The sequence below is a fragment of the Bradyrhizobium sp. genome, assembly GCF_028868675.1.
Taxonomy (GTDB): domain Bacteria; phylum Pseudomonadota; class Alphaproteobacteria; order Rhizobiales; family Xanthobacteraceae; genus Bradyrhizobium.
Map to the genome: position 1 here is coordinate 22,820 of NZ_JAGWUA010000022.1, position 13,844 is coordinate 36,663.

The window sequence follows — 13,844 nt, forward strand, 5'->3', positions numbered from 1 at the left end:
CCCCGACGGGCTGCGGCATGCAATGCCGCTGCGCGGAGCCGGGACCTACGCGCTGCCACGCAGGATGGGCCCCGGCTCTGCAGCGCACCGCTTCGCGCTGCGCTGCGTCCGGGGCACGAGAATCAATCCAGCCTGAACCTGATCCCGCCGCGCGCGAGCCCGCCGGAGATTCCGATCGGCGTGCCGTCGGCGCGCCAGCAGGCCGCGCCGGTCATGCGGCCGTCATCGTCGAATTGAATGGCATTCATGCCGCCCGCGACCGTGGCAACGGCCTCGACCCGGTGGCCCATGGCTGCGAGCTTCGCGCGCACGCCGTCCGGCACCGCCTGCTCGACCTCGAGCGCGTTGCCTTCGGTCCACACCCGCGGCGCCTCGACCGCCTCCTGCACGCTCATGCCGTGATCGATCAGGTTGATCAGTGCCTGCATCGCGCTCGGGAAGATGCGCTTGCCCCCGGGCAGGCCGAGCGCGAATTTCAGGCTGCCATCGCGCAGCGCCATCATCGGCGACATCGAGGTGGTGACGCGCTTGCCCGGCGCCAGCGACAGCGCGTGGCCCGGCCGCGGATCGAACAGATGCATGTAGTTGTTGGCGATGGTGCCGAGACCCGGGATCAGGATCTTCGCGCCGAACAGATTGTTGATGGTCTGCGTGGTCGCGACCACGTTGCCAAAGCTGTCGGCAGCCGTCATGTGCGTGGTATGGGCACCCTCGCCCTGCGTCACGCCCGCGCTCCAGGCCTGCGCCCGCGCGGGATCAATCGCGCGGCGGCGCTCTTCGGCATAGGCTTTTGACGTCAGCCGCTCGACAGGCACCTTGACGTAGTCAGGGTCGCCGCTCGCCGCGGCGCGGTCGGCGAAGGCGATCTTCAGCACCTCGGCGAGATAGTGAATGGTCTCGGCCGAGCCGAACCCGAGCCTTGCGATGTCGTAGCCCTCCAGGATGTTCAGCATCTGGGCGATGTGCACGCCGGAGGCCGCCGGCGGCGGCGGACCGAGAACGGTCCAGCCGCGATAGTCGGCGCGGATCGGTTGGCGCTCGACCGTCCTGTAGTTCGTGAGATCGGCGCGGCGGATGAAGCCACCGGTCTTCTCCATGTAATCGACGAGGATGTCGCCGAGCGGCCCCTGGTACAGCGCGGCCTCGCCATGCTCTGCGATGTGGTGCAGCGTCTGCGCATATTCCGCCTGCACCACGCGCTCGCCGACCCTGAGCGGCTCGCCGTCGGGCAGAAAGATCGCCGCGATCGGCTTATCCTTGCGCATCTCGGCGGCGCTCTCGCTGATGCATTCGTGCAAATACGGCGTCGTCGCGAAGCCGCGCGCGGCGTGCTTGATCGCGGGCTGCATCACGTCGGCAAGACTCATGGTGCCGAACCGCCGCAGCGTCTCGCACCAGGCCTTCAATGAGCCGGGCACCGCGACCGCGCGCGGACCGGTGCAATTCTCGTCTCCGACGGTATCGAACACGTCGTGAGCCGCGCCCGGCCTGGAGGTGTAAGTGTCCTCCCGCACCGCTGATGGCACCGTGCTCTGCCCGTCGATGAAGCGATGGCTGCCGTCGGCGAGCCGGATATGCGCCATGCCGCCGCCGATGATGCCGACCATCATCGGCTCGACCACGGTCAGCGTGAACAGGGTTGCGATCGCAGCGTCGATGGCATTGCCGCCGGTCGCCAGCATCTCGGCGCCGGCGCTCGAGGCCAGTGGATGGTTGCTGACCACCATGCCGCGGCTCGCGACCGCCGGCTGTTTCTGGCACGCGAAAGTCGTCGCCGCGCGTTCGCGCCAATCCCCGCTCATCCCGGTCCTCCCCCTTGTTCACGGTAACCTGCACAATATACGTAGGACTACGACCCCAGTAGTCGTCCGGATTAGCCGAAAGCCCATATTCCGCCATCATCGTTACCGCTGATTCGGACATCCGCGATCCCCTTTGGATCGGGCCGGGCACGTCCTGAGCGAGAAGGGCTCAGCATCCACTGCGATGCACGTTCGCGTGGCGTACTCGAAGACCCAGGCATTCCAAAGGATTGACCATCTATGCACACGATCGTACTGGCCACCCAAAAGGGTGGCAGTGGCAAGAGCACGCTCGCCATCGGCTTGGCGGTCGCGGCCAGGCAGGCCGGCTATTCCGTCCGCCTGATCGAGACCGACCCGCAGGGCACGCTGTCCAACTGGCAGCGCCGCCGCAGCGATGCCGAGCCCGTCGTCGAACCCATCTACCATGCCTCCGACATCGAGCCGCGGCTGAAAATGCTGGCCGACGGCGGCCTGCAGCTCGCAATCGTCGACACCGCGGCCGGATTGAGCGCCACGACCACGGCCGCGATCCGCCATGCCGATCTGTGCCTGATCCCGGCTCGTCCGAGCATCACGGACATCGAGGCCACCACCTCGACGTTGAGCGTCGCGCGCGCCTGGAGGCGGCCGTTCAGCTTCGTGCTGAACCAGACGCCGATCCGCGGCCAGCGCATCGACAACGCCACCGACAGGCTTGCGGAGGAAGCCGCACTCGATCTCGCCGACGTGCTCGCGCGCCCGCTGATCGCGATGCGCAACGATCACCAGGATTCGCTCGCCGCGGGCCTCGCGGTCGGCGAATTCGCGCCCAACGGCAAGTCGGCCAGCGAGCTTCGCGAGCTGTGGCGCTGGATCGAATCCCGGCTCAATCTGTCGGCTGCGACCGGCTTGTCGATCGCCGAGGAATTCCCGGCCGCGACCGACATGCTGCCGGCGGTCGCCGCGCTTTCGTCGGGCGACACGACACGGCCGTCCTGAGTCCCAGTCCCACCTCCTCGCCTCACGCCGGCGAGGAGCAAGAGCGACGAAGCAATCCGGCCCGCCAGCCCGGCCGGATTGCTTCGCTTCGTCTTTGCCGTGGTCCTGTCACTTCTGACATTTCGGGCACCAGAAGGTCGAACGGCCGTTCTGGGTGAAGCGCCGCACGACGCCGCCGCAGCCGGCGGTCCTGCACGGCTCGCCTTCGCGGTCATAGACGCGGAAGGAATGTTGGAAATAACCGAGCTCGCCCGAGGTCTGGCGATGGTCGCGCAAGCTCGAGCCGCCAGCCCTGATCGCATCGTTCAGCACGACATGGATCGCCGCGACCAGACGTTTGGCATGATCGGTCGGCTCGCCCTTCCTGCCGGCGAGCGCCGCGGCCTGCCGCTTCGGCGACAGATGCGCGCGAAAGAGCGCCTCGCAGACATAGATGTTACCGAGCCCCGCCACCACCCGCTGGTCGAGCAGCGCGGCCTTGAGGCTGGTCTTCTTGCCCGCACAGGATTGCGCCAGCATCGCGGCATCGAACGCGTTGCCGAGCGGCTCGGGGCCGAGCCCGCGCAGCAGCGGCTCCCGGTCGAGCGCGTCGCGCGCGATCACCTTCATGTAGCCGAAGCGGCGCGGATCGTTGAACACGACGTCCGCGCCCGACGACATCCGGAACAGCACATGATCGTGCGCGGCATCCTTGCCGCGCGGATGATGGAATTCACCGGGCGAATTTTGGTCATCCGCCTTGATCACGCGAAACGAGCCGGACATGCCGAGATGCATCAGGAGCACGTCGCCCGAGGCGAGGTCGGCCATGAGATATTTTGCGCGGCGGCCGAGCCCGGTGACGGTCTGGCCCTGCAGGCGCTTCACGAAGTCGGGCTGGAAATGAAAGCGCAAGTCCGCCCGGCGAGTCTCGGCCTTGAGGATCCTGGCGCCTTCCATGACGGGCTGCAGGCCGCGGCGGACGGTCTCGACTTCGGGCAATTCGGGCATCGGCGGGCATTCACCTTATGAGGGCGGTGTGATAGCGCCATTGCGGCGGGCGCGCTATGGTCCGCCTCGTGGAGTTGAGTGATGGATCGGCCGGGCGAAACCACGCATTTTGGCTTTAGGGACGTACCTTTAGGCGACAAGCAGACCCTCGTGAACGGGGTGTTTCACAGCGTCGCCTCGCGCTACGACCTAATGAACGACCTGATGTCGGCGGGCCTGCACCGGGTCTGGAAGGACATCATGATCACCCAGCTCGATCCGCCGCGAAGCGACCGGCCGTTCGCGCTGCTCGACGTCGCGGGCGGCACCGGCGACATCGCCTTCCGCGCCGCCAAGGCCGCTGGCCCCGGCTTCCGCGCCACCGTCTGCGACATCAATCCGGACATGCTGGCGGTCGGACGCGAGCGTGCCGAGAAGCGACATCTCGAGACTCAGGTCTCCTTCGTCGAGGGCAATGCCGAGGCGCTCGCCTTTCCGGACCACAGCTTCGATGCCTACACGATCGCGTTCGGCATCCGCAACGTGCCGCGGATCGACCTCGCCTTGCGCGAAGCCTATCGCGTGCTGAGGCCGGGCAGCCGCTTCCTGTGCCTGGAATTCTCCACCGTCGAGATGCCCGGGCTCGACCGGCTCTACGACCTGTTCTCGTTCAAGGTGATCCCGCCGCTCGGCCGCATGGTGACGGGCGACGCCGAATCCTATCAGTATCTCGTCGAGTCGATCCGGAAATTTCCGAAGCCGAACGCCTTTGCCGACATGATCAGGGACGCCGGCTTCTCGCGCGTCGGCTGGCAGACCCTGTCCGGCGGCATCGTGGCGCTGCATACGGGCTGGCGTTTGTGATCTCGGCCATCACCCACAGCGCGCGGCTCGTCCGCGCCGCGTTCGTGTTCGCGCGCGAAGGCGTGTTCGGCGTGGTCGATCCGAGCCTGGTGCCGCCGCCCGGACAACTCGCGCTGCGCCTGGCTCGGCTGATCGAGCGGCGCAGCGCCGGGCACGGGCCGCGGCTGTCGCGTGCGCTGACCCGCCTGGGCCCGGCCTATCTCAAGCTCGGGCAGTTCCTGGCGACGCGGCCGGACGTCGTCGGCGTCATCATGGCGCGCGATCTCGAAAGCCTGCAGGATCGACTGCCTCCGTTTCCGCAGGCCGAGGCGGAAGCCGCGATCGCGACGTCGCTGGAGCGCCCGCTCACGAACGTGTTCGCGAGCTTCGGGCCCGCGGTCGCGGCCGCCTCGATCGCGCAGGTGCATCGCGGCGAGGTGTTGCGCGACGGCGTGCGCCAGCCGGTCGCCATCAAGGTGCTGCGGCCCAACGTCGCCGCGCGCTTCCGCCGCGATCTCGCCGATTTCTTCTTCGTTGCGCACAAGGCCGAGGCCTATTCGGCCGAAGCGCGCCGCCTGCGCCTCATCGAGGTCATCAACACCATGTCGCGCTCGGTCGCGATGGAGATGGATCTGCGGCTGGAGGCCGCCGCGCTCTCCGAGATGGCGGAGAACACCCGCGACGATCCCGACTTTCGCGTGCCTGCCGTCGACTGGGACCGCACCGCGCACAACGTGCTGACGTTGGAATGGATCGACGGCATCGCGCTGAACGACCATGCACGGTTGCAGACCGCCAATGTCGACCTGCCCGATCTCGGCCGCAAGATCATCCAGAGCTTCCTGCGGCACGCGCTGCGCGATGGCTTCTTCCATGCCGACATGCATCCCGGCAACCTGTTCCTCGACGACGCCGGGCGGCTGGTCGCGGTCGATTTCGGCATCATGGGCCGGCTCGGCTTGAAGGAGCGCCGCTTCCTCGCCGAGATCCTGCTCGGCTTCATCACCCGCGACTATCGCCGCGTGGCGGAGGTGCATTTCGAGGCGGGCTACGTGCCCTCGCACCATTCGGTGGAAAATTTTGCGCAAGCCATCCGTGCGATCGGCGAGCCGATCCACAATCGCACGGCCGAAGAAATCTCGATGGCGAAGCTGCTCACCCTGCTGCTCGAGGTCACCGGCCTGTTCGACATGACGACACGGCCGGAGCTGATCCTGCTGCAGAAGACCATGGTGGTGGTCGAGGGCGTGGCGCGCAGCTTCGATCCCAGGCTCGACATCTGGAAGATCGCCGACCCCGTGGTGCGCGAATGGATCGAGCGCAATCTCGGTCCCGTCGGCCGTGTGCAGGGCGCGATCGCGGGCACCGGCGACCTCGCGCGCGTGCTGATGAACCTGCCGGAGATCGCCTCCCGCGCGGTCGTCGTGCTCGGGCAGCTCGAAACCATGACGCGGGAGGGACTGCATCTGTCGCCCGAAACCATTGCGGCGATAGGTCGCACCGAAGGCCGCAAGCACCGCTGGCGCACCGTGGCGCTCTGGATCATCGCCGCGACTTTCATCGGGATTTTGATCGCCGTTCGAAATCTTTGATTGCGATGCAATCAGATGTTTGATATCATTGCTGTCAATTCGCGTTGGAGGGCGTCATGGCCAGCCTGACCATCCGCAAGCTCGACGAGGGCGTCAAAACCTATCTGCGGCTGCGTTCGGCAAAGAACCGCCGCTCCGTCGAGGAGGAAGTTCGGGTCATCCTGCGCGAGCTGATCGAGGGCCGCGAGGAGCCGTTGGCGGCGCCCGCGCCGCAGCAGCCTGCCTCGTCCCCGCCGGCCACGCCACAGCGCGCCGGTGCGCTTGCCGAGGCCAGCGTCACCCTGATCATCGGCGGCGGCATCGCCGCCTACAAGTCGCTCGACCTGATCCGACGGCTGAAGGAGCGGCGGATCGAAGTCCGCTGCGTGCTGACCAAGGCGGCGCAGCATTTCGTCACGCCGCTTACGGCAAGCGCCCTGTCGCATGAGCGGGTCTACACCGACCTGTTCGATCCCCAGAGCGAGTTCGATGCCGGGCATATCCGGCTGGCGCGCGACTGCGACCTGATCGTGGTGGCGCCGGCCACCGCCGATCTGATGGCCAAGATGGCAGGCGGCCATGCCGACGACCTCGCCAGCGCCATCCTGCTCGCCACCAACCGAAAAATCCTGCTCGCGCCCGCGATGAACCCGCTGATGTGGAGCAATGCCGCCACCCGCCGCAACGTGGCGCAGCTCCAGCGCGACGGCGTGATCCTGGTCGGTCCCAATGCCGGCGAGATGGCGGAAGCGGGCGAAGCCGGCACGGGGCGGATGGCGGAAGCAATCGAGATCGCGGCGGCCGCCGATCGGCTGCTGCGACCGCCGGTGCCGCGTCCGCTCGCGGGCAAGCGCGTACTGATCACCGCCGGCCCCACGCATGAGCCGATCGATCCGGTGCGCTACATCGCCAACCGCTCCTCCGGCAAGCAGGGTTTTGCCATTGCCGCGGCAGCGCAAGCCGCCGGCGCCGAGGTGGTCTTGGTGAGCGGCCCGGTCGATCTCGACGACCCCGCGGGCGTCGCGGTGAAACACGTGGAATCGGCGCGCCAGATGCTGGAGCAGGTGGAGGCATCGCTACCCGTCGACATCGCGATCTTCGCCGCCGCGGTCGCCGACTGGCGGGTCGCCAGTGAAGGTGCGCAGAAGCTGAAGAAGACCGCGGCTGGCATGCCGCCGCTGCAGCTCGTGGAAAACCCCGACATCCTCGCCACGATCTCGAAGCTGAAGGACAAGCGGCCGCCGCTGGTGATCGGCTTCGCCGCCGAGACCGAGCACCTCCTCGACAACGCCAGCGCCAAGCTGACGCGCAAGGGCTGCGACTGGATCGTCGCCAACGACGTCTCGCCCGCAACCGGCGTGATGGGCGGCGACCGCAACACCGTGCATCTGCTGACCCGCAAGGATGGCGCGATCGACGTCGATTCCTGGCCGGTCATGACCAAGGACCAGGTCGCCATCGAGCTCGTCGCGCACATCGCCAGGAGCCTCGCCGGCAAGCCGCTGGAGACGACGTCGTGAGCGCGCCCGTCGCCGTCGCATTCCAGCTCCTGCCGCACGCCGACGGCCTGCCGCTGCCGGCCTATCAGACCGCGGAGGCCGCTGGCCTCGACCTGCTGGCCGCGGTGCCCGAGGCCGAGCCGCTGACGCTCGCGCCGGGCCAATACGCGATGGTGCCGACGGGATTGACGATCGCGCTGCCCTCCGGCTTCGAGGCGCAGGTACGGCCGCGCTCGGGGCTCGCCGCCAAGCACGGCGTCACCGTCCTGAACTCGCCCGGCACGATCGATGCGGATTATCGCGGCGAGATCCGCGTCATCCTGATCAACCATGGCGAGGCGCCGTTCGTGATCCGCAGAGGCGAGCGCATCGCGCAGATGGTCATCGCGTCGGTCGTGCGGGCCACGCTGGTTCCCTCGGTTGCGTTGCCCGCGACGGATCGCGGGGCCGGCGGATTCGGCTCGACTGGCCGCTGAAGGGCTGCACGGACCGCAAAAAAAGGCGGTCGCCGCCCTCCGCCGGCATTTTTCCCCAGTGCGATTCCCGTTCACGGTCTGGACTCTTACCCTTGGAGTCCCCTTGGCGATATTGTCGCTTGATTCGCGCACGGCGGGGGAAATCGCCGTGCGTAAATTCGTGCGGTCTTGAATTCCGCAGTCCTGGGGCAATGATGTCAGGCGTGATCGTGTCGATGCGTCGGACGCTGCTGTCGTGCACGTCACTGGCGCGCGACGGCTTGATCGGTGTCGCGACTGCGGCGCTGCTGCCGGCCGTGCCGGCGAACGCCGCCGACCTCCTCGGCACGTTCTCCACATTGCTGGACTTCAACCGGCAGGAGCTCGCGGTGCTCGCCACCGCGCTGGCGCTGCTCGGCTTCTCCGTCATGGCCGCGATCCTCCTGATGCGCACGCGCGTGCGGTCGGCCATGAACGAGGCGCGCCTGTTGACCCGGATCGGGGAACTGCAACTGCAGGCCGACCGCTTCGGGGCCCTGTTGTTCGCCGAGCCGCAAGTCCTGATCTCCTGGCCCGCCGGCGACGATCGTCCACAAATCTCGGGCGACATCGCCATGGTGCTGCCGCGGGATTCGTCGCCGCAGCGCGTGCTGGCCTTCGGAACCTGGCTGCCGCCGGAACCGGCGCTGCGGATGGATCGCGCCGTCGACGCGCTGCGCGAGCGCGGCGACGGGTTCCAGCTCAATTTGACTACCGCCCACGGCCACACGCTGGAAGCGATCGGACGCGCCATCGGCGGCCAGGCCATCGTCAGGATTCGCGAACTCTCCGGCCTGCGGCGCGAACTGGCCGAGACCAATCTGCGTCACAAGGCGCTGCTGGACGAGACCGAGATGCTGCGCGGCTTCGTCACGGCCGCGCCCTGGCCGATTTGGGCGAAGGGCGAGAACGGCGCGCTGAGCTTCGCCAACCCGGCCTATGTGCGGGCGACCGAGGCGGCCAGCGTCGCTGACGCCCAGGCGCGCAAGCTCGAGCTGCTCGACAGCGCCGACCGCGCCGACATGGAGCGCGGGCTGAAGGAGGCCGCCGGTTTCACCGCACGCCTGCCGATCGTGGTCGGCGGCGAGCGCCGCATCTACGACGTACGCGCGGTCAATGTCGCCGGCGGCAGCGTCGGCGTCGCGATCGACGCCAGCGAGGCGGACGCGCTGAGCTCGGCGCTGGTGCGCATGGCGGAGGCCCATCGCCGCACGCTCGACCAGCTCTCCTCGGGCGTCGCCGTGTTCGACGGCCAGCGACGGCTCGCCTTCTACAACGATTCCTATCGCCGGCTGTGGGATCTCGATCGCGCCTTCCTGGATTCCAATCCGGACGATTCGAGCGTGCTCGACCAGCTCCGTGCCGCGCGAAAGCTGCCCGAGCAGCCGGATTTCCGGGCCTGGAAGGCGAAGCTGCACGAGGCCTATCGCGCGGTGGAAGCCGCCAAGGACACCTGGTTCCTGCCCGACGGCCGCGCACTTTCCGTCGTCACCACGCCCAATCCCGAAGGCGGCGTCACCTACCTGTTCGACGACGTGACCGAGAGCCTCGAGCTCGCACGCCGCTTCGACGGCCTGATCCGGGTGCAACGCGAGACGCTGGACAGCCTCGCCGAGGGCGTCGCAGTGTTCGGCAGCAATGGCCGCGCGCAACTGTTCAATCCGCCCTTCGCGCGAATGTGGAAGCTGTCGGACGATGCGCTGCGCGAGCAGCCGCACATCCAGACGGTGGAGGGCTGGTGCCATCAGCTGTTCGACGACGCCTCCGTGTGGCGCCGGATCCGCGAGGCCATCACCTCGATCGAGAACCGCGCCGAGGTGCCGCTGAAACTGGAGCGCAAGGACGGCAGCGTGCTCGACTGCATGATCCGGCCGCTGCCGGACGGCGCGACCATGCTGACCTTCCAGGACATCACCGACACCGAGAACGTCGAGCGCGCGCTGCGCGAGCGCAACGAGGCGCTGGAAGCCGCCGACCAGATGAAGGTGGATTTCGTCCACCACGTCTCCTACGAGCTGCGCGCGCCCCTCACCACCATCATCGGCTTCGCCCACTTCCTCAGCGATCCCTCGACCGGACCGCTGACGCCGAAGCAGGCCGAATATCTCGACTACGTCACCAAGTCGACCAACGCGCTCCTGGCGCTGACCAACAACATCCTCGATCTCGCCACCATCGATGCCGGCGCCATGAAGCTCGAGCTCGGCCCGATCGAGGTCGGCAAGGCGATCGAGCTTGCGGCCGAAGGCATCCAGGACCGCCTCGCCACCGACCGGATCCGCCTCAAGGTCGACATCGCGAGCGATGTCGGCAGCTTCGTCGGCGACGAGAAGCGCGTGGTGCAGGTGCTCTATAACCTGCTGGCCAACGCCGTCGGCTTCTCGCCGCAGGATTCGACGGTCGGCATCAGCGCGCGCCGCACCGACCGCAGCGTCGTCTTCACCGTGACGGATTCCGGGCCTGGAATACCCCCCGACATGAAGGACAAGGTGTTCAACTGGTTCGAAAGCCGCTCGCAGGGCTCGCGGCATCGCGGCGCCGGGCTCGGGCTCTCGCTGGTGCGCTCCTTCGTCGAGTTGCATGGCGGCAAGGTGCGGGTGGATTCGGCGGTCGGCAAGGGCACCACCGTGACCTGCGATTTCCCGACCGACCAGGCGGTGCATCGCGACGCCGCCGAATGACCGCGACCACGACATTTGCCGTCGCGCTTCCCAACGAGACGGCCACCGCGCAACTGATGGCCGATCTCGCGCTGCTGGTCGGGCCCGGCGACGTGATCACGCTGTCGGGCGATCTCGGCGCCGGCAAGACCGCGGCGGCGCGTGCCATGATCCGCTATCTCGCCGGCGACGAGACGCTGGAGGTGCCGAGCCCGACCTTCACGCTGGTGCAGGGCTATGAGCTGCCCGCGTTCGCGGTGCTGCATGCCGATCTCTACCGCGTCGAGGATCCGGGCGAGCTCCAGGAGATCGGGCTGTCGCCACTGCCCGACGGCGCGCTCGTGCTGGTCGAATGGCCGGAACGCGCGCCGCAGGCGCTGCCCGAGGATCGTATCGACATCGCGCTGACGCACCAGAGCGCGCTGGGCGCGAGCGCGCGCGCGGCCGACATCACGGGCCACGGCAAGGCGGCAGCGCAGGTGGCGCGGCTGAAGGCGCTGCGCGATTTTCTCGATGCCTCCGGCTACGTGGAGTCGACCCGTCGCCGCATGGCAGGCGATGCCTCGACCCGCTCCTATGCAAGGCTCAACCGCGGCGATGGCTTCGTCATCCTGATGAATTTTCCGCGCCGCCCGGACGGCGCGGCGATCTACGACGGAAAATCCTACAGCGCCGCCGTGCATCTGGCCGAGGACGTCAGGCCGTTCGTGGCGATCGACGAAGGCCTGCGCGCGCACGGCTTCTCCGCGCCGGCGATCCATCATGTCGATCTCGATCGGGGTTTCCTGATCACCGAGGATTTTGGCAGCGAAGGCGTGATCGAGGGCGATCCGCCGCGCCCGATCGCCGCACGCTACGAGGCCGCAACCGACATGCTCGCCGCGCTGCATGGCCAGACGCTCCCCGAGGTCCTGCCGCTCGCCGGACAGGCGGACTACGGGATCCCCGTCTTCGACACCGAGGCGCTCCTGATCGAGATCGGGCTGATGCCGGAATGGTATCTGCCGGACCGCGGCACCATGCTCACCGAGGAGACGCACAGCGAATTCCTCGCAATGTGGCGCGAGCTGCTGCAAAAACCCCAGGCTGCGCCCAGAACCTGGGTGCTGCGCGACTTCCATTCGCCGAACCTGATCTGGCTCGGTGAGCGCGCCGGCATCGCGCGCGTCGGCGTGATCGATTTCCAGGACACCGTATTGGGACCGCAGTCCTACGACGTCGTGTCGCTGCTGCAGGACGCCCGCATCGACGTGCCCGAGAGCATCGAGCTCACGCTGCTGTCGCGCTACATCAAGGCGCGCCGCGCCCGGGACGCGAATTTCGATCCCGCGGGCTTCGCGGAGCTCTATGCCATCATGTCGGCGCAACGGAACACGCGGCTCCTCGGCACCTTTGCCCGCCTCAACCGGCGCGACGGCAAGCCGCACTACCTGCGCCACCAGCCGCGGATCTGGACCTATCTCACCCGCTCGCTGGCGCATCCCGCGCTCGCCCGCCTGCGCGACTGGTACCTCGCCAACGTCCCGCCGCCCCGAGCCTGATTTACCGGGCGTTAGCCATCGCGACGTTATTCTCGCCGGGGTCTTGCCGGATTCTTGCCGGCTGGAAGCCGGAACAAGTCGGGCTGGAGCGCGGACATGAGCAGGGCGGGGGAGCAACGCAAGGGCGACCGCGTCGTCTTCGAGCGCGGGGTCCAGGCGCACATGATGGGGATCGACGGGACCTGGCGGCGGGACTGCATCCTGGAGGACGTCTCCGAGGGCGGCGCCAAGCTCACCATCGAGGGCTCGGTCGAAGGCCTGCACCTGAAGGAGTTCTTCCTGCTGCTGTCGTCCACCGGCCTCGCCTACCGGCGCTGCGAGCTCGCCTGGGTCAATGGCGACCAGATCGGCGTCAATTTCCTCAAGCCGGGCGACAGGAAGAAGAAGGCGCGGGGCGCGGCCGTCAGCGCCTGATTGCAACACCCGTCGTACAAACGTCATGCCGCGTGGCTATGGCGGGTCGAGCTTCGATGCGGCGGGCGGCGCCCCATGCTAGGATTGCCGCAGTCGCGAAACCGGGATTTTGAGCGAGGATGTCCGTCAAACCGACCAAAGCCATGGTGCTCGCCGCGGGCTTTGGCCTGCGCATGCGTCCCCTGACGGACAAGATGCCGAAGCCGCTGGTACCGGTGGCCGGCCGGCCCCTGCTCGACCATGTGCTGGACAAGCTCGACCAGGCCGGCGTGACCGAGGCCGTGGTCAATGTGCACTATCTGCCCGACCAGATCATCGACCACGTGGCCGGTCGCAAGCGGCCACGCGTGATCGTTTCCGACGAGCGCGACCAGGTGCTCGGCACCGGCGGCGGCGTGGTCAAGGCGCTGCCTCAGCTCGGCGACGCCCCGTTCTATCACGTCAATTCCGACACACTGTGGATCGACGGCGTCCGTCCCAACATGGCGCGGCTCGCGGAAAACTTCGATCCCGCGCGCATGGACATCATGCTGTTGATGGCGCCGACCGCGAGCAGCATCGGCTATGCCGGCCGCGGCGACTACACGATGCTGCCGGACGGCACCCTGCGCAAACGCCGGGAAAACCAGGTGGTGCCGTTCGTCTATGCCGGCGCCGCGATCATCGCGCCGCAGATCTTTGCCGGCGCGCCGCAGGGCGAGTTCTCCCTGACGAAGATGTTCGACCGCGCCAACGAGCAGGACCGCTTGTACGGCCTCAGGCTCGACGGCGTCTGGATGCATGTCGGCACCCCCGACGCCGTGCAGCTCGCCGAAGAAGCGTTTCTGGAGAGCGTAGCGTAAGGGCTGCCAGGACATCGGTGCCGTAGGGTGGGCAAAGGCGCGGAACGCGCCGCGCACACCACTTCTCGATCATTCGTGGACGGCAAGGTGGTGGGCACGCTTTGCTTTGCCCACCCTCATATGGGGATTTGTGAGTCAAGGCTCTCCTTGGGGTCTGGGGCAGCATTTCAGGGTGAGAGGGCGGCGCGCGGAGCCATGCGTAGCGCAGCGCGGCGACCGTGTTCCGTG

Annotated in this window: 11 protein-coding genes; 9 read left to right on the top strand and 2 right to left on the bottom strand. The window is 67.7% G+C overall.

Annotation, left to right across the window (positions count from 1 at the left end; translation table 11 throughout):
- Nucleotides 1-122: 122 nt before the first annotated feature.
- Nucleotides 123-1,802 (bottom strand): gamma-glutamyltransferase, encoded by a 1,680-nt coding sequence (gene ggt / locus KGM94_RS05315; protein ID WP_300255664.1) that lies wholly within the window; start codon nt 1,800-1,802, stop codon nt 123-125.
- A gap of 240 nt (nt 1,803-2,042) precedes the next feature.
- On the opposite strand from ggt, the gene KGM94_RS05320 reads away from it, so the two are divergent.
- Nucleotides 2,043-2,783 carry a ParA family protein gene (locus KGM94_RS05320; RefSeq protein WP_300255666.1) on the top strand — a complete coding sequence of 247 codons (741 nt, stop codon included), beginning with the start codon at nt 2,043-2,045 and terminating at the stop codon, nt 2,781-2,783.
- A 108-nt stretch (nt 2,784-2,891) separates the two neighbouring features.
- Here KGM94_RS05320 and mutM read toward each other — a convergent pair whose 3' ends face one another.
- Nucleotides 2,892-3,773: a bifunctional DNA-formamidopyrimidine glycosylase/DNA-(apurinic or apyrimidinic site) lyase gene (gene mutM / locus KGM94_RS05325; protein WP_300255668.1), complete on the bottom strand. Its 882-nt coding sequence runs from the start codon at nt 3,771-3,773 to the stop codon at nt 2,892-2,894.
- Between the two features lie 81 nt (nt 3,774-3,854).
- Here mutM and ubiE point away from each other — a divergent pair, with 81 nt between their 5' ends.
- The 8 genes from ubiE to KGM94_RS05365 all read left to right on the top strand — a co-directional run bounded on the left by ubiE (nt 3,855) and on the right by KGM94_RS05365 (nt 13,616).
- Nucleotides 3,855-4,616, top strand: coding sequence for a bifunctional demethylmenaquinone methyltransferase/2-methoxy-6-polyprenyl-1,4-benzoquinol methylase UbiE (gene ubiE, locus KGM94_RS05330; RefSeq protein ID WP_300255670.1), 762 nt, complete (start codon nt 3,855-3,857; stop codon nt 4,614-4,616).
- Nucleotides 4,613-6,187 (top strand): 2-polyprenylphenol 6-hydroxylase, encoded by a 1,575-nt coding sequence (gene ubiB / locus KGM94_RS05335; RefSeq protein ID WP_300255672.1) that lies wholly within the window; start codon nt 4,613-4,615, stop codon nt 6,185-6,187. The genes ubiE and ubiB overlap by 4 nt, the downstream gene beginning before the upstream one ends.
- A gap of 56 nt (nt 6,188-6,243) precedes the next feature.
- Entirely contained in the window at nt 6,244-7,686 is a 1,443-nt protein-coding gene (gene coaBC / locus KGM94_RS05340; RefSeq protein ID WP_300255674.1) for a bifunctional phosphopantothenoylcysteine decarboxylase/phosphopantothenate--cysteine ligase CoaBC, read from the top strand.
- Nucleotides 7,683-8,141, top strand: coding sequence for a dUTP diphosphatase (dut, locus tag KGM94_RS05345; RefSeq protein ID WP_300255676.1), 459 nt, complete (start codon nt 7,683-7,685; stop codon nt 8,139-8,141). Before coaBC ends, dut begins: the two co-directional genes overlap by 4 nt.
- A 194-nt stretch (nt 8,142-8,335) precedes the next feature.
- Nucleotides 8,336-10,840 carry a PAS domain-containing sensor histidine kinase gene (locus KGM94_RS05350; RefSeq protein WP_300255678.1) on the top strand — a complete coding sequence of 835 codons (2,505 nt, stop codon included), beginning with the start codon at nt 8,336-8,338 and terminating at the stop codon, nt 10,838-10,840.
- Nucleotides 10,837-12,360 carry a tRNA (adenosine(37)-N6)-threonylcarbamoyltransferase complex ATPase subunit type 1 TsaE gene (tsaE, locus tag KGM94_RS05355; protein ID WP_300255680.1) on the top strand — a complete coding sequence of 508 codons (1,524 nt, stop codon included), beginning with the start codon at nt 10,837-10,839 and terminating at the stop codon, nt 12,358-12,360. Before KGM94_RS05350 ends, tsaE begins: the two co-directional genes overlap by 4 nt.
- Before the next feature lie 96 nt (nt 12,361-12,456).
- A complete protein-coding gene (locus KGM94_RS05360) occupies nt 12,457-12,774 on the top strand; it encodes a PilZ domain-containing protein (RefSeq protein WP_300255682.1) in 318 nt (105 codons plus the stop codon).
- Nucleotides 12,775-12,893: 119 nt separating this feature from the next.
- Nucleotides 12,894-13,616 carry a nucleotidyltransferase family protein gene (locus tag KGM94_RS05365; protein ID WP_300255684.1) on the top strand — a complete coding sequence of 241 codons (723 nt, stop codon included), beginning with the start codon at nt 12,894-12,896 and terminating at the stop codon, nt 13,614-13,616.
- The last annotated feature ends 228 nt before the right edge of the window (nt 13,617-13,844 follow it).

What these genes read in the sequence shown, in the direction of transcription:
- ubiE (WP_300255670.1), top strand. Translation starts at nt 3,855, where the DNA reads ATGGATCGGCCGGGCGAAACCACGCATTTTGGCTTTAGGGACGTACCT.
- KGM94_RS05320 (WP_300255666.1), top strand. Translation starts at nt 2,043, where the DNA reads ATGCACACGATCGTACTGGCCACCCAAAAGGGTGGCAGTGGCAAGAGC.
- coaBC (WP_300255674.1), top strand. Translation starts at nt 6,244, where the DNA reads ATGGCCAGCCTGACCATCCGCAAGCTCGACGAGGGCGTCAAAACCTAT.
- tsaE (WP_300255680.1), top strand. Translation starts at nt 10,837, where the DNA reads ATGACCGCGACCACGACATTTGCCGTCGCGCTTCCCAACGAGACGGCC.
- KGM94_RS05365 (WP_300255684.1), top strand. Translation starts at nt 12,894, where the DNA reads ATGTCCGTCAAACCGACCAAAGCCATGGTGCTCGCCGCGGGCTTTGGC.
- ggt (WP_300255664.1), bottom strand. Translation starts at nt 1,802, where the DNA reads ATGAGCGGGGATTGGCGCGAACGCGCGGCGACGACTTTCGCGTGCCAG.
- KGM94_RS05350 (WP_300255678.1), top strand. Translation starts at nt 8,336, where the DNA reads ATGTCAGGCGTGATCGTGTCGATGCGTCGGACGCTGCTGTCGTGCACG.
- mutM (WP_300255668.1), bottom strand. Translation starts at nt 3,773, where the DNA reads ATGCCCGAATTGCCCGAAGTCGAGACCGTCCGCCGCGGCCTGCAGCCC.
- KGM94_RS05360 (WP_300255682.1), top strand. Translation starts at nt 12,457, where the DNA reads ATGAGCAGGGCGGGGGAGCAACGCAAGGGCGACCGCGTCGTCTTCGAG.